The organism is Arthrobacter burdickii (assembly GCF_030433645.1).
GTDB lineage: Bacteria > Actinomycetota > Actinomycetes > Actinomycetales > Micrococcaceae > Arthrobacter_D > Arthrobacter_D burdickii.
Window position 1 is genome coordinate 2,672,329 of sequence record NZ_JAROCG010000001.1, and the last position, 23,464, is coordinate 2,695,792.

Consider the following 23,464-nt stretch of genomic DNA (forward strand, 5'->3'; position numbering starts at 1 on the left):
AGGGTCGCTGACCAGGATGCGGCAACACTACCGGCGCGGTTCTGAGAGGTTCGAGTAGCAGAGCGGGAACGAACAGGTGGTTGTCGCAGATACCGGAGACCGGTGTCAGGACGTCGCTTCCCCTTCAGCGGGAATACCACCAGTAGGTGGTCGCACAAGCGGATTAGGTAGTGGATCGCGTAGCACGACCGTAAAGTCGGGTAGGCATCACTCACGGTGTTGCTGTCGGTCGGCCCGTAGTGTCTGGCCGGAAGGGGATCACTGACGATCCGCGATACCGCTCCACCACCGGCGTCCTCGACCACGGTGGCGGCCACGTGCTGGGGAAACCCAGCAGTACACACTGATGGGACCATGAAAAACCTCATGATCAGTTCATTCAGCGACCGCCGCAGACATCTGGTGTGTGCGGCGCTCGCTGTCTTACTGCTCACGGGTTGTTCAACCGCGAGTAACGCCACCACCGGCTTCGATGATCGGGTCCCATCGACGGCACCACCGACATCAGCAACCGAGCCCACAACTCCATCGGCTCCATCGGCTCCATCGGCCGGCTCGGCTGGCTCGGCGGTGGCACCGCGACCAGCGGCAAGCGCGGCGGAGCCGGGCGATGCCGGCGTCGAGGGCCCCTTGCATGCGGGGACGCCGTCGCCGATCGGGACGAAACGGGCCACGAGTGCGCTGTGGTTCAACGACGGGTCCTGGTGGGGGAACCTGTGGGACACCGCCAGCTCCGATTTCCATATCTTCCGGTTCGATGCCGCAACGAGCTCGTGGATCGATACGGGTGTGGCGACGGACCCGCGGGCCAGCACGCACCACGACGTGCTGTGGGACGGGACGACCCTGAACGTGGCCAGCTACCGGTTCGTCAACGACGGCCTGCCGGCCGAACCGGGCTTCCCGACGACGATGCGGCGTTACAGCTACAACTGGAGCACGAAGACGTACACGCTGCTCAGTGCCACCCGGATCAACGACGAGCGCGTCGAGGCGCTGACCATCGACAAGGACTCCACCGGCCGGATGTGGGCCACCTGGCAGCAGGGCAACCGGATCTACCTGAACGCCACCGGCACCGATGGCAGGTACTGGGGGACGCCGTTCGCGCATCCCGCGTCATCGAGCCCCCAAGGGTTGGGCAACGTGTCCGTGGACGACACCTCGGCGGTCATCGCCTTCGACGGGAACAAGATCGGCGTGATGTGGAGCCGGCAGGTCGGCGACGCCACCGACGGCAGGTACTGGAGCTACCACGTCGATGGCGCACCGGACACCGACTGGAGCACTCCGGTAGCGGCCGTGTTGGGGCAGAACAGCGGGGATGACCACATCAACCTGAAACGGCTGGGCTCCTCGGACGGCAGGGTGTTCGCCGCTGTCAAGACCTCGTACACGGCCCCCTCCGAGCCGCTGATCCAGCTGCTGGCACTGAATAGCGCAACCGAGACGTGGACGGCGCACACGATCGCGACCGTGGCGGAGTGTCCGAACCGGATGGTCGTCATGATCGATGAGAGCACCCGGATGCTGCGGACCTTCGCCACCTACCCCAAGCCCGGCGACACGACGGACGCCGGCGTCTGCAACAGCACCGGGGGTGCGATCTACGAAAAATCCACACCGCTGGACGATATCGACTTCAGCACCGCCCCGAAGATCCCCCGCATCGTCGACGCCGACCAGTACGTCCACAACGTGACCTCCACGAAGCAGAACCTCAACAGCGCGGCGCAAGGCACAGCCGACAGTGGCCTGCTGATACTCGCCGACGTGAACACCACAAGCCGGTACTGGCACTACTACGACCCCACCGGCGGTAGCGGCGGCGGCGATCCGACGGATCCGACAGAGGCGCCGACGCCGGCCGCCGCCCGACCGGAGTAACGGTGACGACCGGTGGCGTGACGGGACTGTCGGAGGTCAGGGGCTCATAGCCTTCCAGCGGTACCAGTCCATCGAGCGTGTCGGGGTCGCGTCACGCATCCTGGGTGGTGAGCCATCAGACTGTCCCCATGGAGTGGACGCGCGCGAAGGACTGGCTGATAGGGGCTCTCGGGATGGTCCTCGTCCTGGGGGTCGCACTCGGAATCCTCTGGTGGGTGGTGAGCAACCCTGTCGGCGACAGCAAAGCAGCGCCTGAGGCGTCGCCGACGATGGCCCCTGGCCTGCCGGGCCGTGAACCTCCCGCCGACCTGCGCGAGGACGAGGTGTGGTTCGCCGACCTTGCACTGGATGCCGGGACAGTGGCCACCGGGGACTCGACGCTCCGGAACGTCCGGGCCGTCGGGCAGGACGTGGTCACAGGGCCGGACGGACTGGTTGCTGCACGGCTCGCTGTGGACGCGACCGTGCCGTTCGCGGTCGTTGCCGACGACCTCGGTCGTGGCACTGTGGTGCGCGCCGCCGACGACGGCCAGGCCACGGTGGTTCGCACCGTCGAGGCCCTTGGCCGCGAACTGCGCGTGGTCGCCACCGGCACGGTCGAGGTCCAGGGCGGCAGGATCGTGCTCGAGCCCCGGTCGATCGATGTCGGAGGGCCCGACTTCCTCGCGGATACCGCCGCCGCGGCCGTGCGCAGGTTCGTGACCATCGAGCACCACGTCGAAGGCCTGCCCGAAGGCCTCGTACTCCAGGACGTCACCGTCCAGAGCGACGGCTTCCGTGCAAGCCTCCTCGGTGAGGACGTCACGCTCGTCCCGTGACCCCACCCGCCCCCGGGGCTCTGCACCGAGTGGCGAGGACTGTCAATCGGCTTCCTGAGACAGATCTGCCATGGTGTTGACGCCGTTCGCGGTGCACTCTGATTCCGTCACACCACGGCAGCCCACGGCGAAGCCGCGGACCGGTTCGACGGAAGGATCACTCTATGGCGGACATTGGTGGAATGGCTGGCAAAGCCAAGGACTATGCACAGGACAACCCCGAGAAGGTCGACCAGGCCAAGGACAAGGCCAAGGACGCCTTCGACGGCAAAGACGGCGATCAGAAGTAACCCGATCCCGCCACAGGAGGCCGGACCACCCATCTGGGGTCCGGCCTCCTGTGCGTCCAAGGCCCGCAGCGGTCAGGACCCCTGCGAGGGGCGGGCTCCACGCACCGTCAGCGGTCGCCGAACTCCGCCTCGAGGACGTCGAGCAGCCGTCCCAGCTCGCGCAGTTCGGAACCGGGACTCGGCAACAGCGGCGGGCGCGGATCCCCGGCCGCGACGCCGCAGGCGCGCGCCAGCAGGTGCAGCCCGCTGATCTTCCGGAGCCCCGCGACGTGGTCCACGAGGGGAGCGAGGACGTGCCGGACGCGGTCGATCTCGGACTGGTCGCCCGCCACGACAGCCGACCTCAGGCGGCTGTAATAGGCCGGCAGAAGTGCCGCGGGGCCGCTGTGCCACGCATCCGCCGCAATCTCCCCCGACATCATCAGGACATCCCCGCTCACCCCGTGGCTGAGGGCACCCCCCGGAACGAGGGCGGCCAGTTCGGCATGGCGCGCGTTGAAGGTGGCGGCATCGGCGGCCGTGTCCTTGAACGCCACCACCTCCGGCAGCGCGGACAGTTCGGCGACCACCCGCAGCGAGTAGTCGAACTGCGTGGTTCCCGGGTTGTTGTAGAGGCAGACGGGGAGGTCCGTGGCCTCACACACCGCCCGGACCTGGGTCAGGACCTCGTCGTCGGTGAGGGGAACGTAGGAGACCGGCGACAGGACGAGCCCGGCCGCGCCGGCCACCTGCGCGTCCACCGCGGCGTCGAGCACCTCGCGGGTGCCCACCGAGCTGATGCCCACGGCTACCGGGAGCCGCCCGTCCACCGCCTCGATGGCGGTGCGCGCGACGCTGGAACGCTCCGCCCGGTCGAGGTACGCGAAGCTGCCCGATGAGCCCAGCACGGTGATCGCGTCGACGCCCGAGGACGCCAGGGCGCCGACGAATCCCCGGAGGTCCTCGTGGCTGACCCTGCCCTCGGCATCGAACGGTGTGACGGGATAGGCGATGAGCCCGGTGAAATCCATGGAAGCCAGCCTAGGCGCTTCCGGAGGCGGGCCGTGCGCCGAGGACCCGGGTGCGGTCAGAACCCGATCAGGGCAGGATGGCCGATCCGACGAAGGGATCGATCGCGAGGGCGAGGAAGAGCACGGTCAGGTAGCTGATGGAGCCGTGGAAGACCTTCATCGCCGCCTTGTTGTTCAGCTCGCCCTGCTGGGCGAGCGAGTACAGCCGGTGCGACTCGCGGAGGAACCAGGCGCCGCCGAGGAGCGCTGCGACCGTGTACACCCATCCTGCACCGGCAGGGACCAGCAGGAGCGAGCAGGCCACCATGGCCCAGGCGTAGAGGACCACCTGGATGGACACCACGCGGGCCCCGGCGATCGCACCGAGCATGGGGACGCTGGCGGCGTTGTAGTCGTCGCTGTACTTCATGGACAGCGGCCAGTAGTGCGGGGGCGTCCACAGGAAGATGATCAGGAACAGGACGACGGCGGGCCACTCGACCGAGTTCGTCACCGCGGCCCAGGCGATGAGGACGGGCATGCAGCCCGCGGCGCCTCCCCACACGATGTTCTGCGACGTGCGGCGCTTCAGCACGAGTGTGTAGACCACGACGTAGAGGAAGATCGCCGCGACGCCGAGCATCCCCGTCAGCGCATTCGCCCCGAACCACAGGACGGCGATGGCGACGATGCCGAGGATCCAGGAGAAGACGAGGGCTTCCCGGGGAGTGACCTCACCCGTGACGAGTGGACGATTCTCTGTGCGGTGCATCAGCTTGTCGATGTCGCGGTCGATGTAGCAGTTGAAGGCACCCGCGCTACCGGCGGCCAGTGCTCCCCCGACCATGGTCGCCAGGATCAGCCCGAGCGGCGGGAACCCGCCCTGCGCGAAGATCATCGTGGGAAGGGTGGTCACCAGGAGAAGTTCGATCACGCGAGGCTTCGTCAGAGCGAGGTAGGCCTTCGCTTTGCGGCCGACACCCTGACGGGCCTGCGGGGAACGTGCCGGAGCAGGAACCTGCTGGGTCTTCACAAGGCAACACTTTCGATTCTTCCGGAGGAAAAGACAATGCCCATCATACCCTTTTACACCGTGTAGAAATCGGGGTGGAATCTGATGCGCGATCCCCGTCCGCCGCCCTCCCCAGCACGACGGCGGCGCCCGGCTGAGTCGCCGGGGCCGGTGGGCTCGTCGGCGATGCGCCACGGGTCGGTCCTGATCGGCCCCGCGCAACCCGGGAATGTGAGTTACGACATTCTTCGACTCCCACGGCCGAACAGAAGCCGGAAGGGATAGTGTGGCTTTGAAAGCCCGCTGCGGAAGCATGCCCGGAACGAACAGTCCGGGCTGGTTGCTGCCTCGCTCGGCGCCGAACTTTGCAGGATTCAATGGTGAACGGCCGGCCTGACCGCGTGCCTGGAGGCACGCACCCGTCAGCCGCCGTTCCGGACAGAGAGGGGCCCGGAAACGTGCCACAGACGCAACAGCAGGAATTGACCTGGACCGAACTCGACCAGAAGGCGGTCGACACGGTCCGTATCCTGGCCGCGGACGCGGTGGAGAAGGTGGGCAACGGCCACCCGGGGACGGCGATGAGCCTGGCGCCGGCGGCGTACCTCCTGTTCCAGAAGCTGATGCGGCACGATCCGTCGGATCCGGAGTGGACGGGCCGGGACCGTTTCGTCCTCTCCCCCGGGCACACCTCGCTCACCCTCTACATCCAGCTCTACCTGGCCGGCTACGGCCTGGAGCTCGGTGACCTGCAGGCGCTGCGCACGTGGGGTTCACTGACCCCCGGCCACCCCGAGTACCGGCACACCAAGGGCGTGGAGATCACCACGGGCCCGCTGGGCCAGGGCCTGGCGTCGTCGGTCGGCTTCGCCTACGGCCAGCGCCGCCAGCGCGGCATGTTCGACGCCGATGCTCCCGCCGGAACAAGCCCCTTCGACCACACCATCTGGGTCATCGCCTCCGACGGCGACCTCCAGGAAGGCGTGACCGCCGAGGCCTCGTCGCTGGCCGGACACCAGGAGCTCGGCAACCTCGTGGTGATCTACGACGAGAACCACATCTCCATCGAGGACGACACGGACATCTCGTTCACCGAGGACGTCCTCAAGCGCTACGAGGCCTACGGCTGGCACACCCAGCGGGTCGACTGGACCAAGACCGGCGAGTACGTCGAGGACGTCGAGGAGCTCTACTCGGCCCTCGTCGCCGCGAAGAACGAGACCTCGAAGCCTTCGATCGTCTCGCTGCGCACCATCATCGGCTACCCGGCTCCGAACAAGCAGAACACCGGCAAGATCCACGGCTCGGCTCTCGGCAAGGACGAGGTCGCCGCCCTGAAGGAAGCCCTGGGCTTCGACCCGGAGAAGCACTTCGAGGTCGACCCGGAGGTCCTGGAGCACGCTCGCGGCATCGTGCAGCGCGGCGCCGAGGCCCACAGCGCCTGGCAGGAGGGCTTCGACGCCTGGAAGGCCGGGCACGCCGAGGAGGCCGCCCTGCTCGAGCGCATCCAGGCGCGCACCCTGCCCGAGGGCTGGGAATCGGCCCTGCCGGCGTTCGAGGCGGGCAAGGACATGTCCACCCGCGCCGCGTCCGGCAAGGTCCTCACGGCCATCGGCCCGGTGCTTCCCGAACTGTGGGGCGGCAGCGCCGACCTCGCGGAGTCGAACAACACGACCATCGAGGGATCGCCGTCGTTCATCCCGCCGAGCCGCCAGACCAAGGCCTGGTCGGGCAACGAGTACGGGCGCGTCCTGCACTTCGGTATCCGCGAGCACGCTGCCGCGGCCATCGTCAACGGCATCGTGATGCACAGCAGCACCCGCGCGTTCTCGGGCACGTTCCTGATCTTCAGTGACTACCAGCGCCCAGCCGTGCGCCTCGGCGCCCTCATGGGCGTTCCGGCGATCTACGTCTGGACGCACGACTCGATCGGCCTCGGCGAGGACGGTCCCACGCACCAGCCGGTCGAGCAGCTCTCCTCGCTGCGGGCCATTCCCGGACTCGACGTCGTCCGCCCGGGGGATGCGAACGAGGTCGCCGTCGCCTGGCGCACGATCCTCGAGAACACCGAGAACCCCGCCGGCATCGTGCTGACCCGCCAGAACATCCCGACGTACGAGCGGGGGGAGGGTGCGGCCGAGGGCGACACCTTCGGTTCGGTCGAGGGCGTCGCGAAGGGCGGCTACGTGCTCGCCGAGGCGAAGAACGGCTCGCCCGACGTCATCCTGATCGGTACCGGTTCCGAGGTCCAGCTCGCGGTGGAAGCCCGCGAGGCCCTCGAGGCGGAAGGCATCGCGGCCCGCGTCGTCTCGATGCCATGCCTGGAGTGGTTCAACGCCCAGGACGCGGCCTACCGCGACAGCGTCCTGCCGCGCACCGTCCGCGCCCGCGTATCGGTGGAGGCAGGCGTCTCGCAGAGCTGGCACGGGATCGTCGGCGACGCCGGCCGCAGCGTATCCCTGGAGCACTTCGGTGCGTCCGCCGACTACAAGACGCTCTACCGCGAATTCGGCATCACCGCCGAGGCCGTCGTCGCCGCCGCGAAGGACTCCCTCCAGGCCGTCGCGTCCGATCCCCTGGCGCCCAACGGCACGGCGGCACTGCCCTCCGGTCACCGCGCCACCGAGACCGGCGACCACCAGTAGTTCCGTACCCTCCGTCAGAATCCAGCACACATTCCGCGGAAGCGGACAAGGAGTACATCATGTCAACACCCACAGCTGACCTCTCGGCCGCCGGCGTATCGATCTGGCTCGACGACCTCTCGAGGGAGCGCATCAACTCCGGTGCCTTCAAGCACCTCATCGAGGACCTCAACGTCGTGGGCGTCACGACCAACCCCAGCATCTTCGCCGCAGCGCTGAAGAAGGGCGAGTCCTACGCCTCGCAGGTCGGCGCCCTGGCCGAGGCCGGCGCCGACGTCGACCAGGCCGTCTTCGACATCACCACGCACGACGTCGCGCAGGCATGCGACATCTTCGCCGAGGAGGCCGAGCGCACGAACGGCGCCGACGGCCGCGTCTCCATCGAGGTCGACCCGCGCCTGTCACGCGATACCGCCGGGACCGTGGCCGAGGCCAAGCGCCTGCACGCGAAGGTCCAGCGCACCAACGTCCTGATCAAGATCCCGGCGACCGTCGAGGGCCTGGAGGCCATCTCCTCGACGCTGGCTGCGGGCATCAGCGTCAACGTCACGCTGATCTTCTCCCTCGAGCGCTACCGTGCCGTCATCAACGCCTACCTGACCGGCCTCGAGCAGGCCAGGGAGAAGGGCCACGACCTGTCCAAGATCACCTCCGTCGCCTCGTTCTTCGTCTCCCGCGTCGACGCCGAGATCGACGCACAACTCGACAGAATCGGGACCGCCGAGGCCACGGCGCTCAAGGGCAAGGCCGGCCTGGCCAACGCGCGCCTGGCCTACCAGATCTTCGAGGAGCAGTTCTCCACCGAGCGCTGGCAGGTCCTCAAGAACGCGGGCGCGAACGCACAGCGCCCCCTCTGGGCGTCGACCGGTGTCAAGGACCCCAACCTCCCCGACACCCTCTACGTCACCGGCCTCGTCGCGCCGAACGTCGTGAACACCATGCCCGAGAAGACGCTCCAGGCCACGGCCGACCACGGCGTCATCGAGGGCGACACGGTCACCGGCACCTACGAGGAGTCCAACGAGATCCTGAACCGGCTCGACGCCGTCGGCGTCTCCTACGACGAGGTCGTCGACACGCTCGAGACCGAGGGCCTGGACAAGTTCGTCACCAGCTGGTCCGAACTGCTCGAGACCGTCCAGACCGCACTCGACGCAGCGAAGGGCTGACACTCATGGGCGCATTCGCTCTCACCGCGTCCGGCGCGGCCCTTGCCGCCGTCGAGTCGGCGGTGCCTGCACTGGTGAAGGACCGCTTCGCCTCCCGCCTGCTGGCGAAGGACGCCACCCTCTGGGGTGCCGACGCCGAGGCGGAGGCCTCGATCCGCCTCGGCTGGATCGACCTGTTCGAAGGCTCTCGCGCCCTCCTGCCGGAGATCGCTGGGCTTCGGGCGGACCTCCACGCGGAAGGCGTCGACCGGATCGTGCTCTGCGGCATGGGCGGTTCGTCGCTCGCGCCGGAAGTGATCACGAAGGAAGCGGGCGTGCCGCTCGTCGTCCTGGATGCCACCGATCCCGAGCAGGTGCGTGCGGCCCTCGAGGAGGACCTGCAGCGCACGGCCATCGTGGTGTCGTCGAAGTCCGGCTCCACCGTGGAGACGGACTCGCAGCGCCGCCTGTTCGAGCAGGCGTTCACGGACGCCGGCATCGATGCCGCCTCGCGCATCATCATCGTGACCGATCCGGGCTCCCCGCTCGACGAGGCATCGAGGAAGGCCGGATACCGCAAGGTCTTCAACGCCAACCCCGAGGTCGGTGGCCGGTACTCGGCGCTGACGGCGTTCGGGCTCGTCCCGTCGGGCCTCGCCGGTGCGGACATCGGGACACTCCTCGACGATGCCGAGGACAGCGCCGAATTCCTCGGCGACGACGACTCCGACAACGTCGGCCTCCAGCTCGGCGCCGTCCTCGGCGGGACCAACCCGCTTCGCGACAAGATCGTCTTCGCCGACGCCGGTTCCGGTCTTCCCGGCTTCGCCGACTGGGCGGAACAGCTCATCGCGGAGTCCACGGGCAAGCTCGGCACCGGCCTGCTGCCGGTCGTCGCCTCGACGGGTGCTCCTGAGCTCGCCGACGTGGCCGACGACGTCCTGCCCGTCGTCCTGGCCCCGTTCGACGAGGCGCCGAGCGACGAGCTGACCGACGGCACGCGCGTGACCGTGAGCGGCAGCCTGGGCAGCCAGCTGTTCGTCTGGGAATACGCGGTCGCCGTCGCGGGACGACTGCTCGGCATCAACCCGTTCGACCAGCCCGACGTCGAGGCCGCGAAGAAGGCGGCCCGCGGCCTGCTGGACGCGCAGCCGGAGCCGGCTCCCGCCGCCTTCGTCGATGGTGCCGTGGAAGTGCGCGGAGACGCGCAGCTCCTCGGATCCTCGAGCACGGTGGCAGAGGCCCTCGAAGCCCTCCTCGCCACCCTGCCCGCGAACGGCTACCTCTCGGTGCAGGCCTACCTCGACCGCCACCGCCAGGCAGCCCTCGAGGAGATCCGCTCGCCGCTGGCCGCGGCGACGGGCCGTCCGGTCACGTTCGGCTGGGGTCCGCGCTTCCTGCACTCCACCGGCCAGTACCACAAGGGCGGCTCGCCCATCGGCTCGTACCTGCAGCTGACCGGGGCGACCAGCGCCGACCTGGCCATTCCGGACCGGCCCTTCACCTTCGGGGAACTCATCTCAGCGCAGGCCGCAGGGGACGCACAGGTCCTGGCCGACCATGGACGCCCCGTCCTCCGCCTGCACCTCACGGAACGCGCAGCGGGTGTCGAGCAGCTGCGCAATGTCATCTCCTCCCTTGCCGCGTCCGGCCGGGGACCCCACGGGAACGGGTGAGCATGCCTTTCAGCACGACGGCGAAAGCCGCCAATCCGCTGCGGGATTCGCGCGACAGGCGGCTGAGCCGGATCGCCGGGCCGTCCTCGCTCGTCCTGTTCGGCGTGACGGGCGACCTCGCCCGGAAGAAGCTCATGCCGGCCATCTACGACCTCGCGAACCGGGGGCTCCTGCCCCCGAGCTTCGGTCTCGTCGGCTTCGGCCGCCGCGACTGGAGCAACGAGGAGTTCGTGGAGAAGGTCAAGGAGTCCGTGACCCAGTACGCGCGGACGCCGTTCAAGGAGACGGTGTGGGAGCAGCTCTCCGCGGGCATCCGCTTCGTCCGGGGTGAGTTCGACGACGACGAGGCGTTCAAGAACCTCAAGGAGTGCATCGACGAGCTGGACCAGAGCAGGGGGACCCGGGGCAACCACGCGTTCTACCTCTCGATCCCGCCGAATGCGTTCGAGGCGGTGTGCCAGAAGCTCTCCGAGCATGGCCTGGCGCGCCCGGACGAGGGCCAGTGGCGCCGCGTGGTCATCGAGAAGCCGTTCGGGCACGATCTCGAGTCCGCCCGCGAACTGAACAGCATCGTCGAGGAGGTCTTCCCTCCGGACGCGGTGTTCCGCATCGACCACTACCTGGGCAAGGAGACCGTCCAGAACATCCTCGCGCTGCGCTTCGCGAACCAGCTCTTCGAGCCGCTGTGGAACGCGAACTACGTCGACCACGTGCAGATCACCATGGCCGAGGACATCGGGATCGGCAGCCGGGCAGGCTATTACGACGGCGTGGGCGCGGCCCGCGACGTCATCCAGAACCACCTGCTCCAGCTGCTCGCCCTGACGGCGATGGAGGAACCGATCTCGTTCGATGCCGACCACCTCCGCGCGGAGAAGGAGAAGGTCCTCGCGGCCGTCGCCCTGCCGAAGGACCTGTCCGGACGGTCCGCGCGCGGCCAGTACGAGGCCGGGTGGCAGGGCGGGGAACGCGTGAACGGCTTCCTCGAGGAGGAGGGCATCCCCGCGCACTCCACCACCGAGAGCTTCGCCGCGCTGCGGCTCGACATCAACACGCGCCGCTGGGCCGGGGTGCCGTTCTACCTGCGCGCGGGCAAGCGCCTCGGGCGCAGGGTCACGGAGATCGCCGTCGTCTTCAAGCGGGCTCCCAATCTCCTGTTCCGCGACCACAACGAGGAGGACTTCGGACAGAACGCCGTCGTCATCCGGGTGCAGCCCGACGAGGGCGTGACGATCCGGTTCGGCTCGAAGGTGCCCGGAACGCAGACCGAGGTCCGCGACGTGACCATGGACTTCGGCTACGGCCACTCCTTCACGGAATCCAGTCCCGAAGCCTACGAGCGCCTCATCCTCGACGTCCTGCTCGGCGAGCCCCCGCTCTTCCCTCGCCAGGAGGAAGTGGAGCTGTCCTGGAAGATCCTCGACCCGTTCGAGCAGTACTGGGAGTCCCTCGATGGACAGCCCGAGCCCTACGTACCCGGCAGCTGGGGCCCCGCATCCGCGGACGAGCTGCTGGCAGCCGACGGACGTACCTGGAGAAGGCCATGATCGTAGACCTGCCCGACACCACCACCTCGAAGGTGTCGAAGGAACTGATGGCGATGCGCGAACGCGGCGGCGTCGTCGCGCTCGGCCGCGTGCTGACGCTCGTCGTCATCACGAAGTCCGGCTACGAGGAGCAGGCCATCGACGCGGCGAACGAGGCCAGCCGTGAACACCCGTGCCGCATCATCGTCCTCGCCGAGGAATCCCCGGACGAGCCCACCCGGCTCGACGGCCAGATCCGCGTCGGCGGCGACGCCGGGGCATCGGAGGTGGTCGTGCTCCGGGGGTACGGCGAGCTGGCGCACGAGAACGAGTCCCTCGTCTCCGCGCTCCTGCTGCCGGACGCGCCGATCGTGGCCTGGTGGCCGCACGGGGTCCCGGAAGCAGCATGCCGGACGTCGATCGGCAGCATCGCGCACCGCCGGATCACCGATTCCGCGAACGAGGCGGACCCGACGGACGCGCTGTTCAACATCAGCAGCACCTACGCTGCCGGTGACACGGACCTCGCCTGGACGCGCCTGACCAACTGGCGCATCCAGCTCGCGGCCGTGATGGACCAGCTGGAGGGCGACGAGCCCATCACCGCGGTCACAGTCGAGGGTGCCTCCGACTCCCCCAGCACGGTGCTGCTCGCCGCCTGGCTGACCAGGGCGCTGGATGCCCCCGTCACCATCGTGTCGGGACCTGCCGGGACGGGCCTCAAGCGCGTGCGCCTGGCCAGGAGCGGCGGCGATGTCGAGTTGCACCGTCCGGGCCACGACGTCGCGGAGCTGCACCAACCACACCAGCCGGTCCAGCGCATCTCCCTCCCCCGCAGGAGCCTGCGGGACTGCCTCGCGGAGGAGCTGAGGCGGCTGGACCCGGACGAGGTATTCGGGGAAGTCATCACGGAGGGGCTTGCCCGAACCAACCTAAGGAGTGTGCGAACGAGTGAGCGCTGAACCGAAAGTCAGCATCCATCCTTCCCCGACCTCCCTCGCGGCCGCCGTCGCGGCACGACTGATCACGCGCCTCGTCGACGTGCAGAGCGACCGTGGCACGGCGACCGTCGTCCTCACGGGCGGCTCGATCGGCACGGCGGCACTGCAGGCCGTGGTGGAGTCGCCGGCACACACGGCGGTCGACTGGGCCAATGTGCATTTCTGGTGGGGCGACGAACGCTTCCTGCGCGCCGAGGACCCGGACCGCAACGCCGTCCAGGCGCGGTCCGCGTTCCTCGACCGCATCGCCGTCGACCCGGTGAAGATCCACGAGTTCGGCTCGAAGGACGAGTTCCCTGACGAGGATGCGGCGGCCGCGGACTACGCCCGGCAACTGGCGGAGGCAGCACGCGCCGAAGCCGAGGCGGACGGCGTGGGGCAGGTGGATCCGCGCCTGCCGCGCTTCGACGTCCTCCTGCTCGGCGTGGGGCCGGACGCGCACGTCGCCTCCCTCTTCCCGGAGCTGGCAGGGATCCGCACGAAGGGCGAGACGACCGTAGGGGTCGCCGATGCACCGAAGCCTCCCCCGCAGCGCGTCTCCCTGACCCTCGAGGCCATCAACACCGCGCAGGAGGTCTGGCTGTCGGTCAGTGGCAGTGACAAGGCAGGCGCCGTGGGCCTCGCCCTCGCCGGAGCGGGCCACGTGCAGGTCCCGGCCGCCGGAGCCCGTGGAGTGCGGAAGACCCTGTGGCTGATCGACCAGGACGCCGCGCAGAAACTGCCCGGCCGTCTGATCGACCACGACGACGAGGAGACCGGCTGACCCGGACCGCGAAAAAGCCCCCGCTTCCGTCCGGAAGCGGGGGCTTTCCCGTGAATCGGGGGTGCGTCCTACGACTCACCGGCGAAGCGCTGGATGAGGCCCAGCGCCACGATGACGACGCCCCAGGCGAGCCCGAGGGTCACGGTGAAGCGGTTCAGGTTCCGCTCGGCCACGCCGGAGGATCCCATGCTCGAGGTCATGCCGCCACCGAACATGTCCGACATACCGCCGCCACGTCCCTTGTGGAGCAGGATCAGCAGGGTCAGCAGGAGGCTGGTGATCCCGAGCAGGACAAGCAGGATGATACGAAGGATTTCCACGGGGCCCTTTCAAGGCTCGGTAGCCGCTCTGCGGAGCGGCCGGCGCACGGAACTAGTCTGTCACCAGATGCTGTTCGAACCTGACAATACTAGCAAACTCGGCTACGTCGAGGCTCGCACCGCCGACGAGCACGCCGTCGACGTCGCGCTCCTTGAGGATGCTCGCGGCGTTGGCCGCCTTCACCGAGCCGCCGTACAGCAGTCGGGTCTTCGAGGCCGTCTCCGCGTCGAAGAGGGAACCCAGCTCGGCGCGGATGGCAGCGCACATCTCCTGTGCGTCCTCCGGTCCCGCGACCTCGCCCGTACCGATGGCCCAGACGGGTTCGTACGCGACCACCAGCGATGACGCCTGCTCGGGGGTGAGCCCAGCGACGCCCTGGCGGAGCTGGTCGAGCGTGTGGGGGACGTGGCTCCCGGCCTGGCGGATCTCGAGGCCCTCACCGACGCAGAGGACGGGCACCAGGCCGTGGCGGTAGGCCGCGTGCACCTTGCGGTTGAGCAGTTCGTCCGACTCGTTGTGGAGTGTGCGGCGCTCCGAGTGGCCGACGAGGACGTAGGTGCAGTCGAGCTTGCTGAGGAACTGTCCGGAGATGTCGCCGGTGTAGGCACCGGAGTCCTCCGGCGAGAGGTCCTGCCCGCCGAAGACGACGTCGAGGTTGTCGCCCTTCACGAGGGTCTGGACGCCGCGGAGGTCGGTGAAGGGCGGGAAGACGGACACCTCGACGCGCGAGAAGTCATGGCCTGCGTCATCGAGGGTCCAGGCCAGCTTCTGCAGGAAGGTGATGCCCTGCATGTGGTCCAGGTTCATCTTCCAGTTGCCCGCGATGAGCGGCCGGCGGTCGAAGGCGCCGTTGGTCGAGGTGGTCATCGTCGTACTCTCCCTGTTCGTTGACGGCGGGATCCGCAGGGCATGTGCCCTGCGGATCCCGCCATTCCTGTGCGCCCGGTCGTCGGGCGGCTAATCGTGCCGGTCCTGCGCCTGCCTGGCCGCTGTCGTCCCGCTAGTCGCGGGCGAGTGCGGTCAGGCCGGGCAGTTCCTTGCCCTCGAGGTATTCGAGGCTCGCTCCACCACCGGTGGAGATGTGCCCGAACTGGTCGTCGGCGAAACCGAGGCCACGGACAGCAGCGGCGGAATCACCGCCGCCGACCACCGTGAGGGCGCCGTTCGCCTGTGCATCCACGAGGGCCTGCGCGACCGCCCGCGTACCGCCGGCGAAGGCTTCGAACTCGAAGACCCCCATGGGCCCGTTCCAGAAGACTGTCTTCGCCTCCGCGATGTTCGCGGCGAAGTCCCGGCCGGTGACGGGTCCGATGTCCAGGCCGATCCCGGAGGCTCCGTACGTGCCCGCCTCGATCGCGTCGGCCGCGACGACGCTGGAGCCCGCGTCCGCCGCGAACTTCTCCGCCACCACGATGTCCGTCGGCAGGACGAACTGCGTGCCGTCGCGTGCCCCCCGCTCGAGGTAGCCGCGGACGGTGTCGATCTGGTCCTTCTCGAGCAGGCTGCCGCCCACGCTGAAGCCCTGGGCGGCGAGGAAGGTGAACACCATCCCGCCACCCACGAGGATGCGGTCCGCCGTGCCGATCAGGTTCTCGATCACGGCGAGCTTGTCGGACACCTTCGAGCCGCCGAGGACGACGATGAAGGGCCGCTGCGGATCCTTCGTCAGCTTCTCGAGCACGACGAGCTCCGCCCGGACCAGGTCGCCCTGGTAGGCGGGCAGCAGCGCGGCGATGTCGTACACGCTCGCGTGCCTGCGGTGGACCGCCCCGAAGGCGTCGTCGACATAGGCGCCGTCAGGGCCGGCCAGGTCCGCGAGTTCGCGGGCGAAGGCGGAGCGCTCCGCATCGTCCTTGCTCGTCTCGCGTGCATCGAAACGCACGTTCTCGAGCACGAGCACCTCGCCGTCGGACAGCGCGGCGGCCGCGCTGCGCGCGCCCTCCCCCGTGGTGTCCGGTGCAAGGGTGACCGGGAAATCCGCGAGGTCCCGAAGGGCGTCGACGGCCGGCTTGAGCGAGTACTTCTCCTCCGGGGCGCCCTTGGGCCGCCCGAGGTGCGCCAGGACGATGACGGCGGCCCCTGCCTCGCTCAGCTTGCGCAGAACGGGCAGGGACGCGCGGACGCGGCCGTCGTCGGTGACCTTCAGCGAGGGCACCTCGCCCTCGAGGGGCACATTGAGGTCGGAGCGGACGAGGACGCGGCGTCCCCGGACTCCTTCAGCGAGGAGATCGTCGAGTGATGCGTAAGCCACGGACGGGACCGCCTAGGAGAGCTTGGCAGCGACGATTTCGGTCAGGTCGACCAGGCGGTTCGAGTAGCCCCACTCGTTGTCGTACCAGGAGACGACCTTGACCTGGTTGCCGATGACCTTGGTCAGGCCCGAGTCGAAAATCGACGAGTGCGGGTCCGTGACGATGTCGGAGGACACGATCGGGTCCTCGGTGTAGGAGAGGTAGCCCTTCAGGGGACCGTCGGCGGCGGCAGCCTTGTACGCGGCGTTGACCTCCTCGACCGTGACCTCGCGGCCCAGGGTGACGGTGAGGTCCGTGGCGGATCCCGTGGGGACGGGGACGCGGATGGCGTAGCCGTCGAGCTTGCCCTTGAGCTCCGGGAGGACGAGGCCGATCGCCTTGGCCGCACCGGTGGAGGTGGGGACCATGTTGATCGCTGCGGCGCGTGCGCGGCGGAGGTCCTTGTGGGGGCCGTCCTGCAGGTTCTGGTCGGCGGTGTAGGCGTGGATCGTCGTCATGAGTCCGCGCTCGATGCCGAACGAGTCGTTCAGCACCTTGGCCAGGGGGCCCAGGCAGTTCGTGGTGCAGGACGCGTTCGAGATGATGTGGTGGTTCTCGGGGTCGTACTCGCCGTCGTTGACGCCGAGCACCACGGTGAGATCCTCGTCGGAGGCGGGAGCGGAGATCAGGACCTTCTTGGCGCCGGCGTCGATGTGCTTCTGCGCGTCGGATGCCTTCGTGAAGAAGCCGGTGGACTCGATGACGATGTCGACGCCGAGGTCTGCCCAGGGGAGGTTCGCGGGGTCGCGCTCGGCAAGCACCTTGACGCGCTTGCCACCGACCACGAGGTCACCGCCGTCGACCTCCACGGAGGCCTTCAGGCGTCCGGTGACGGAGTCGTACTTCAGCAGGTGCGCGAGGGCCTCGGGGCTCGTCAGATCGTTGACGGCAACGATCTCGAGGTCTGCGCCCTGCTCGAGGGCCGCGCGGAAGTAGTTGCGGCCGATGCGGCCGAAGCCATTGATTCCAACACGAGTAGTCACTGGTTTCCATCTCCTTCATAGGTGGTGCCGCCGGACGACCCTTCTCGGGCGATGCCGGCGACGAATAAATCTGGTACCGGGCACACCTTCGTGCCGAAGTGAATCGGGTCCTGCTGGCTCCCTGCGGAGCGTGGGTGGCGTCCTCGGAGCCGTGCGGGAGATGTCCCTGCACGGCTCCCACCTTACTCAGCGCGGCGTTGCGCGCGCACTGATGACGCGCGAAAGGCTCCGGACGGGCATGGAACCCCCGCCCGGAGCCGCCCTGCCTAGAGGCCGGGGGTGATGAGGACGGACGCTCCGATCCGGGCCGCCTCGAAGCGGGTCTGGACGTCGGCCCAGTTCACGAGGTTCCACCAGGCCTTGACGTAGTCGGGCTTGACGTTGACGTAGTCCAGGTAGAAGGCGTGCTCCCACATGTCCAGCATCAGCAGGGGGACGGTGCCCACCGGCACGTTGCCCTGCTGGTCGTAGAGCTGCTCGATCACGATGTTCTTGCCCAGCGGCTCGTATGCCAGCACGGCCCATCCCGAGCCCTGCAGCGAGGTCGCCGCGGCGCTGAAGTGGGCGCGGAAAGCGTCGAAGGACCCGAAGGCGTCGTCGAGGGCCGCTGCGAGTTCACCCACGGGCTTGTCGCCGCCCTCGGGGGACATGTTCTTCCAGAAGATGCTGTGGTTGATGACACCGCCGACGTGGAACGCGAGGTCCTTGGAGAGCTTCGGGATGGTGCCGAACTCGCCCTTCTCGCGGGCCTCGGCGAGCTGCGCGAGGGCGTCGTTGGCGCCCTTGACGTAGGTGGCCTGGTGCTTGGAGTGGTGCAGCTCCATGATCCGGCCCGAGATGTGCGGCTCGAGGGCCGCGTAGTCATAGTCGAGATCCGGCAGTACGTATGCGCTCACGTAGTCCTCCATGTAGTGATCCGGGGCGCCCGCGCGGTCCGCAGCGCCGCCGGACATCCGGACGGCACGCGGTCCGCTTGATCAGAAGCGGGCTTGTCGTTCCATCCTATGCACTCATTCACTCGTCGAGCATGTCCGGGGTCACATTGGCGTCGGTCCCCGGGATCCCGATGTCGGAGGCCCTCTTGTCCGCCATCGCCAGGAGGCGACGGATGCGGCCGGCGATGGCGTCCTTGGTCATCGCCGGGTCGGCGAGGCGGCCGAGTTCGTCGAGGCTCGCCTGCTTGTGGGCCACCCTCAGCTCCCCGGCGTAGCGCAGGTGCTCGGGCACGGTCTCACCGAGGATCTCGAGGGCACGTTCGACGCGGGCGCCGGCGGCGACGGCAGCCTGCGCGGAGCGGCGCAGATTGGCGTCGTCGAAGTTGGCGAGGCGGTTCGCGGTGGCGCGGACCTCCTTGCGCATCCGGCGTTCCTCCCACACCATCAGCGCGTCGTGGGCGCCCATGCGCGTCAGGAGGGCGGCGATCGTGTCGCCGTCGCGGATGACCACACGGTCTACGCCGCGCACCTCCCGCGCCTTGGCGGCGATGTCCAGCCGCCGGGCCGCACCGACGAGGGCGAGGGCCGACTCGGGACCCGGACAGGTCACCTCGAGCGACGAGGAGCGTCCGGGTTCCGTCAGGGAGCCGTGCGCGAGGAACGCGCCGCGCCAGACGGCCTCGGCGTCCGCCGTCGAACCGTTGACGACGGCGGACGGCAGTCCGCGCACCGGACGGCCGCGGCTGTCCAGCAGCCCGGTCTGGCGGGCGAGGGACTCGCCGTCGCGCACCACCCGGACCACGTAGCGGTTCCCCCGCTTCAGGGCCCCGCCCGTGACGACGATGATCTCGCTGGTGTGTCCGTACACCTCGGCGATGGCGGCACGGAGCCGGCGGGCCGTCGAGGCGAGGTCCACTTCGGCCTCGATGACGATCCTGCCGGAGATGATGTGGAGGCCCCCTGCGAACCTCAGCAGCGCGGACACTTCGGCCTTGCGGACCGAGGACTTCTTGACGTCGAGGTGGGACAGTTCCTCTTTGACGTCGGCGGTCAGGGCCACAGATACACTCCTAGTTCTCCCCAAACATGTCGTTGTAGGACGTCGCCAGCCGCAGCGGGTCGTGCACGGGCTTACCGGTCGAAACCCCCACTGTACCGAAGACGGCGCGTCCTCCCATCCCTGCCACGGCTCGCTCGAACTCGGACCTGTCCCCTATCACCGCGGGATCGGCGAGTACCACGTCCACCGTGAAATCCGGGGCGTACCGGCGGATCACGTTCAGGTGGTCGATGGCACTCATGCCCTGCGTCTCCTTGGTGTCGTTGCTCAGGTTCATCGTGAGGCACCGCCGCGCGGAGGTGCGGCACAGCGCGCCGCGGAGCTCGGGCAGCAGCAGGTGGGGCAGCACCGAGGTGTACCAGGACCCGGGTCCGAGGATCACCCAGTCGGCCAGCTCGATGGCCTCCAGCGCGTCCTTGCAGGCAGGAGCCTCCGGTGGGAGGAGCCGGACGTTGCTCACGTTCCCGGATTCCGCGGCGACCGCCAGCTGCGCCTGCCCGCTGACCGTGCGGACCCGGAGGGAGCCGTGCACCTCGCTGAGCACGTCGCCCTCGATCGTGAGCGGCACGCTCGCCATCGGGAGGACCCTGCCGCGCGCCCCGAGGAGTGCGCCGGCCCACTGCAGGCCCGCCACCGGGTCGCCCAGCAGTTCCCAGAGCGTGACGATGAGGAGGTTGCCCATGGCGTGGCCGTCGAGCGATCCCTCGACCCCGTCCCGCGATGCGAAGCGGTGCTGCATGACGTCCCGCCACGTGCGGCCCCAGTCGGTGTCGTCGCACAGGGCGGACAGTGCCATGCGGAGGTCGCCGGGAGGCAGCACCCCGAGTTCCCTCCGGAGCTTCCCGGACGACCCGCCGTCGTCGGCCACCGTCACCACGGCGGTCAGCTCCTGCGTCAGGAGCCGCAGGGCGGACAGCGACGCGGACAGTCCGTGCCCGCCGCCGAGGGCGACGACGGTCGGGCCCGCGCCGCCCTCACCCTTCCTGCGCGCCGCCGGCGGGACGAGGGGAAGGGGGCCCGAGAACAGCGCCACTACTCACGCCCGAGGTCGCGGTGGTGTGCGGTGACCTGCACGCCCGGCAGCTGGGCCAGTCGCTGGGCGATCTCCTCCGTCACCGCGACCGACCGGTGCTTCCCGCCGGTGCACCCGACGGCGATGGTCGCGTAGTGCTTGTTCTCGCGGCGGTAGCCGTCCAGGACGGGCACGAGCGCATGCACGTACCGATCGATGAAGTCGCCCGCGCCCTGCGCGCCGAGGACGTAGTCGCGGACGGGCTCGTCCAGTCCGGTCTGGGGTCGCAGGACGGGCACCCAGTGGGGGTTGGGGATGAAGCGGACATCCGCCACGTAGTTGGCGTCCACGGGCAGGCCGTACTTGAAGCCGAAACTCATCACGTTCAGCCGCAGGACGATGGGACCGGACTCCGAGAACAGCTCGGTGACGCTCGTGGCGAGGGCGTGCACGTTCAGCTCGCTCGTGTCGATCACGATGTCCGCGGAGTACCGGATGTCCTTCAGCACGTCGCGTTCTGCAGCGATGCCGTCCAGGATGCGGCCGTCGCCCTGCAGCGGATGCGGGCGGCGGCCCTGCTCGAAGCGCCGCACCAGCACGGTGTCGTCCGCATCGAGGAAGAGCACCCGGTAGTTGACCCCCGCCGACCGCAGGCCGTCGAGGGCCGCCTTGATGTCGAGGAAGAGTTCCTTGCCGCGCACGTCGATGACCACGGCCAGCTTCGGGATGGACTGCGGCGTCCGCGCCACGAGCTCGGTCAGCGTCGTGAGCATCTGCGGCGGGAGGTTCTCCACCACGTACCAGCCGTGGTCCTCCAGCGCGTTCGCGGCCGTACTGCGCCCGGCGCCCGACATGCCGGTCACCACCAGCAGCTCGGACTCGGTGGGTTTGACCGGAGTCAGGCTCGTGGCCTCAGTCATATCGTGGTGCGTCCGTTCCGGCTCGACGGGACACCCGGTATCCCGGCCTGCCCTGGTGTGCGGTCTCAGCGGCGCTCCTGCGGCCGCGCCTTCAGCCTAGCTAATCTTCGATGATCTCGCCCGTGGTCATGTTCACGGCCGGGGCGGCGGCGTCATCGGTGGCGAGGGACGTGCGGATGGTCTCGGCGAGTGCGGGTCCCACACCCGGTACCTGCACGAGGTCCTCGACAGTGGCCGCCCGGATCTTCTTGACCGAGCCGAAGTGCTTCAGCAGGGCCTTGCGCTTCGCCGGACCGAGCCCGGGGACCTCGTCGAGGGCTGACGCCGTCATCGACTTGCCGCGCTTCTGCCGGTGGAACGTGATGGCGAAGCGGTGGGCCTCGTCGCGGATCCGCTGCAGCAGGAACAGGCCCTCGGACGCCCGGGGAAGGATGACCGGGAACTCGCTGTCCTGGATCCACACCTCCTCGAGGCGCTTTGCGAGGCCGATCACGAAGACGTCGTCGATCCCGAGGTCCGCCAGCGCGCGCGAGGCGGCGGCCACCTGCGGCGGGCCGCCGTCGACGACGACGAGGCTGGGCGGATACGCGAAACGGTTGCGGGAGATCGCCGTCGTCGTGTCCCGGACGGGCTCGCCCTGCGCATCTACGTCGGGGTGCTCGAGGACCGATGCCTCGTCGTCCACCGGGTCGACGTCGGGGTCGGGACCGGCAGCGGGCTGCTCCCCCTTCCCGGCGAGGTAGTTGCGGAACCGGCGGTGGATCACGTCGTACATGGAGGCGGTGTCGTCCCGCGCGGCGTCCCCGGTGATGGAGAACTTCCGGTACTCGGACTTCCGGGGCAGGCCGTCCTCGACGACGACCATCGAGGCCACCACGTTGGTGCCCTGCACGTGCGAGATGTCAAAGCACTCGATGCGCATCAGCGGCTGCGGCAGGTCGAGGGCCTCCTGCAGCTCCTGCAGGGCGGCGGACCGCGTGGTGATGTCACCGGCCCTGCGGCTCTTGTGCAGGCGCAGGGCGTCCGCGGCGTTCTGCTCCACGGTGCCCAGGAGCGTGGCCTTGTCGCCGCGCTGGGGAACCCGCACGTCCACGCGCGCTCCCCGGAGGCCCCGGAGCCATTCGAGCATCTGGTCGGAGTTGCTGGGCAGCACGGGGACGAGGACCTCGCGCGGGATCTGCTCGTTGCTGCTGCTGCCCTCGCCGTAGACCTGCTGGAGCAGGTGCTCCACGAGGTCGGGCGTGTCCATGTCCTCGACCTTCTCGACCACCCAGCCGCGCTGTCCCCGGATCCTGCCGCCCCGGACGTGGAAGACCTGCGCTGCCGCCTCGAGCTCGTCCTCCTTGAGGGCGAAGATGTCCGCGTCGGTGTCCTCGCTGAGCACGACGGTGTTGCGTTCGAACACGCGGCGGAGTGCTGCGATGTCGTCGCGCAGGCGGGCGGCGCTCTCGTAGTCGAGCTCGGCGACGGCAGCCGCCATCTCCTTCTCGAGTCCGGAGATGAACTTCTTCGCCTCCCCGGACATGAAGTCGCAGAACTCACCGGCGAGGGCCTTGTGGTCCTCGGGGCTGATGCGTCCGACGCAGGGTGCGGAGCACTTGTCGATGTAGCCGAGGAGGCAGGGCCGGCCGGTCCGCTCCGCGCGCTTGAACACCCCGCTGCTGCAGGTGCGCACCGGGAAGACGCGGAGCATGGTGTCGACGGTCTCGCGGATGGCCTTGGCGGGGTAGAACGGGCCGAAGTAGCGCGTGTCCTTCTTCTTGTCGCCGCGCATCACCTGCACGCGCGGGTACTTCTCCCCCATGGTGACGGCGAGGTAGGGGTAGGACTTGTCGTCACGGAACATGACGTTGAACCGTGGATTGAATTCCTTGATCCACGTGTATTCGAGCTGGAGCGCCTCGAGTTCACTCCCGACGACGGTCCACTCGACGCTCGCGGCGGTGAACACCATGCTCCGCGTCTTGGCGAGCAGGCCCTGGGGGTTCGCGAAATAGGAGTTCAGGCGTGAGCGCAGGTTCTTGGCCTTGCCGACATAGATGACCCTGCCGTGCTCGTCCCGGAAGCGGTAGACGCCCGGATCGAGCGGGATCTCGCCGGTCTTCGGCCGGTAGGTTACTGGGTTCGCCACGCCTTTCATCCTAGGACGGAGCGGGAACGGACGCTGACCGGGGGCACCGCTTTCCG

Annotated in this window: 19 protein-coding genes; 8 read left to right on the forward strand and 11 right to left on the reverse strand. The window is 68.8% G+C overall.

Going from position 1 to position 23,464, the window contains the following annotated elements:
• The first annotated feature begins 570 nt into the window (after window positions 1–570).
• Complete coding sequence (locus P5G52_RS12565) at window positions 571–1,887, forward strand: hypothetical protein (protein ID WP_301227840.1); 1,317 nt, start codon at window positions 571–573, stop codon at window positions 1,885–1,887.
• A gap of 128 nt (window positions 1,888–2,015) precedes the next feature.
• Entirely contained in the window at window positions 2,016–2,705 is a 690-nt protein-coding gene (locus tag P5G52_RS12570) for an LmeA family phospholipid-binding protein (protein ID WP_301227842.1), read from the forward strand.
• A gap of 397 nt (window positions 2,706–3,102) precedes the next feature.
• Here the strand turns inward: P5G52_RS12570 and P5G52_RS12575 are convergent, their stop codons facing one another.
• Together P5G52_RS12575 and P5G52_RS12580 are read right to left on the reverse strand one after the other, a co-directional pair.
• Complete coding sequence (locus P5G52_RS12575; protein ID WP_301227844.1) at window positions 3,103–4,005, reverse strand: dihydrodipicolinate synthase family protein; 903 nt, start codon at window positions 4,003–4,005, stop codon at window positions 3,103–3,105.
• A gap of 67 nt (window positions 4,006–4,072) precedes the next feature.
• A complete protein-coding gene (locus P5G52_RS12580; protein WP_301227846.1) occupies window positions 4,073–5,017 on the reverse strand; it encodes a heme o synthase in 945 nt (314 codons plus the stop codon).
• Window positions 5,018–5,454: 437 nt separating this feature from the next.
• Between P5G52_RS12580 and tkt the strand changes: the two genes are divergently transcribed.
• Genes tkt through pgl form a run of 6 tightly spaced genes read left to right on the forward strand, consistent with a single transcriptional unit; the run spans window position 5,455 to window position 13,755 of the window.
• Entirely contained in the window at window positions 5,455–7,641 is a 2,187-nt protein-coding gene (tkt, locus tag P5G52_RS12585) for a transketolase (protein WP_301227847.1), read from the forward strand.
• A 59-nt stretch (window positions 7,642–7,700) separates the two neighbouring features.
• Window positions 7,701–8,810, forward strand: coding sequence for a transaldolase (gene tal / locus P5G52_RS12590; RefSeq protein ID WP_301227848.1), 1,110 nt, complete (start codon window positions 7,701–7,703; stop codon window positions 8,808–8,810).
• Window positions 8,811–8,815: 5 nt separating this feature from the next.
• A complete protein-coding gene (locus P5G52_RS12595) occupies window positions 8,816–10,465 on the forward strand; it encodes a glucose-6-phosphate isomerase (RefSeq protein ID WP_301227850.1) in 1,650 nt (549 codons plus the stop codon).
• A gap of 2 nt (window positions 10,466–10,467) precedes the next feature.
• Entirely contained in the window at window positions 10,468–12,012 is a 1,545-nt protein-coding gene (zwf, locus tag P5G52_RS12600; protein ID WP_301227852.1) for a glucose-6-phosphate dehydrogenase, read from the forward strand.
• Window positions 12,009–12,953, forward strand: a complete 945-nt coding sequence (locus P5G52_RS12605; protein WP_301227854.1) for a glucose-6-phosphate dehydrogenase assembly protein OpcA — start codon at window positions 12,009–12,011, stop codon at window positions 12,951–12,953. Before zwf ends, P5G52_RS12605 begins: the two co-directional genes overlap by 4 nt.
• Window positions 12,943–13,755, forward strand: coding sequence for a 6-phosphogluconolactonase (pgl, locus tag P5G52_RS12610; RefSeq protein ID WP_301227855.1), 813 nt, complete (start codon window positions 12,943–12,945; stop codon window positions 13,753–13,755). Before P5G52_RS12605 ends, pgl begins: the two co-directional genes overlap by 11 nt.
• A 68-nt stretch (window positions 13,756–13,823) precedes the next feature.
• Here pgl and secG read toward each other — a convergent pair whose 3' ends face one another.
• The 9 genes from secG to uvrC form a co-directional block, all read right to left on the reverse strand.
• Window positions 13,824–14,075: a preprotein translocase subunit SecG gene (gene secG / locus P5G52_RS12615; RefSeq protein WP_087073253.1), complete on the reverse strand. Its 252-nt coding sequence runs from the start codon at window positions 14,073–14,075 to the stop codon at window positions 13,824–13,826.
• A gap of 52 nt (window positions 14,076–14,127) precedes the next feature.
• Window positions 14,128–14,943 (reverse strand): triose-phosphate isomerase, encoded by an 816-nt coding sequence (tpiA, locus tag P5G52_RS12620; protein WP_301227858.1) that lies wholly within the window; start codon window positions 14,941–14,943, stop codon window positions 14,128–14,130.
• A 133-nt stretch (window positions 14,944–15,076) separates the two neighbouring features.
• Window positions 15,077–16,327, reverse strand: a complete 1,251-nt coding sequence (locus P5G52_RS12625) for a phosphoglycerate kinase (protein ID WP_301227860.1) — start codon at window positions 16,325–16,327, stop codon at window positions 15,077–15,079.
• A gap of 12 nt (window positions 16,328–16,339) precedes the next feature.
• Entirely contained in the window at window positions 16,340–17,350 is a 1,011-nt protein-coding gene (gene gap / locus P5G52_RS12630) for a type I glyceraldehyde-3-phosphate dehydrogenase (RefSeq protein WP_301227862.1), read from the reverse strand.
• Window positions 17,351–17,616: 266 nt separating this feature from the next.
• A complete protein-coding gene (locus P5G52_RS12635) occupies window positions 17,617–18,246 on the reverse strand; it encodes a superoxide dismutase (protein ID WP_087073821.1) in 630 nt (209 codons plus the stop codon).
• A gap of 118 nt (window positions 18,247–18,364) precedes the next feature.
• Window positions 18,365–19,345 (reverse strand): DNA-binding protein WhiA, encoded by a 981-nt coding sequence (whiA, locus tag P5G52_RS12640; RefSeq protein WP_087073261.1) that lies wholly within the window; start codon window positions 19,343–19,345, stop codon window positions 18,365–18,367.
• A gap of 10 nt (window positions 19,346–19,355) precedes the next feature.
• Complete coding sequence (locus tag P5G52_RS12645; protein ID WP_301227866.1) at window positions 19,356–20,378, reverse strand: gluconeogenesis factor YvcK family protein; 1,023 nt, start codon at window positions 20,376–20,378, stop codon at window positions 19,356–19,358.
• Complete coding sequence (rapZ, locus tag P5G52_RS12650) at window positions 20,378–21,277, reverse strand: RNase adapter RapZ (RefSeq protein ID WP_301227868.1); 900 nt, start codon at window positions 21,275–21,277, stop codon at window positions 20,378–20,380. The genes P5G52_RS12645 and rapZ overlap by 1 nt, the downstream gene beginning before the upstream one ends.
• A gap of 100 nt (window positions 21,278–21,377) precedes the next feature.
• Window positions 21,378–23,408: an excinuclease ABC subunit UvrC gene (gene uvrC, locus P5G52_RS12655; protein WP_301227870.1), complete on the reverse strand. Its 2,031-nt coding sequence runs from the start codon at window positions 23,406–23,408 to the stop codon at window positions 21,378–21,380.
• Between the last annotated feature and the right edge of the window lie 56 nt (window positions 23,409–23,464).

What these genes read in the sequence shown, in the direction of transcription:
- P5G52_RS12570 (WP_301227842.1), top strand. Translation starts at nt 2,016, where the DNA reads ATGGAGTGGACGCGCGCGAAGGACTGGCTGATAGGGGCTCTCGGGATG.
- P5G52_RS12575 (WP_301227844.1), bottom strand. Translation starts at nt 4,005, where the DNA reads ATGGATTTCACCGGGCTCATCGCCTATCCCGTCACACCGTTCGATGCC.
- tal (WP_301227848.1), top strand. Translation starts at nt 7,701, where the DNA reads ATGTCAACACCCACAGCTGACCTCTCGGCCGCCGGCGTATCGATCTGG.
- P5G52_RS12595 (WP_301227850.1), top strand. Translation starts at nt 8,816, where the DNA reads ATGGGCGCATTCGCTCTCACCGCGTCCGGCGCGGCCCTTGCCGCCGTC.
- zwf (WP_301227852.1), top strand. Translation starts at nt 10,468, where the DNA reads ATGCCTTTCAGCACGACGGCGAAAGCCGCCAATCCGCTGCGGGATTCG.
- P5G52_RS12605 (WP_301227854.1), top strand. Translation starts at nt 12,009, where the DNA reads ATGATCGTAGACCTGCCCGACACCACCACCTCGAAGGTGTCGAAGGAA.
- tpiA (WP_301227858.1), bottom strand. Translation starts at nt 14,943, where the DNA reads ATGACCACCTCGACCAACGGCGCCTTCGACCGCCGGCCGCTCATCGCG.
- rapZ (WP_301227868.1), bottom strand. Translation starts at nt 21,277, where the DNA reads ATGACTGAGGCCACGAGCCTGACTCCGGTCAAACCCACCGAGTCCGAG.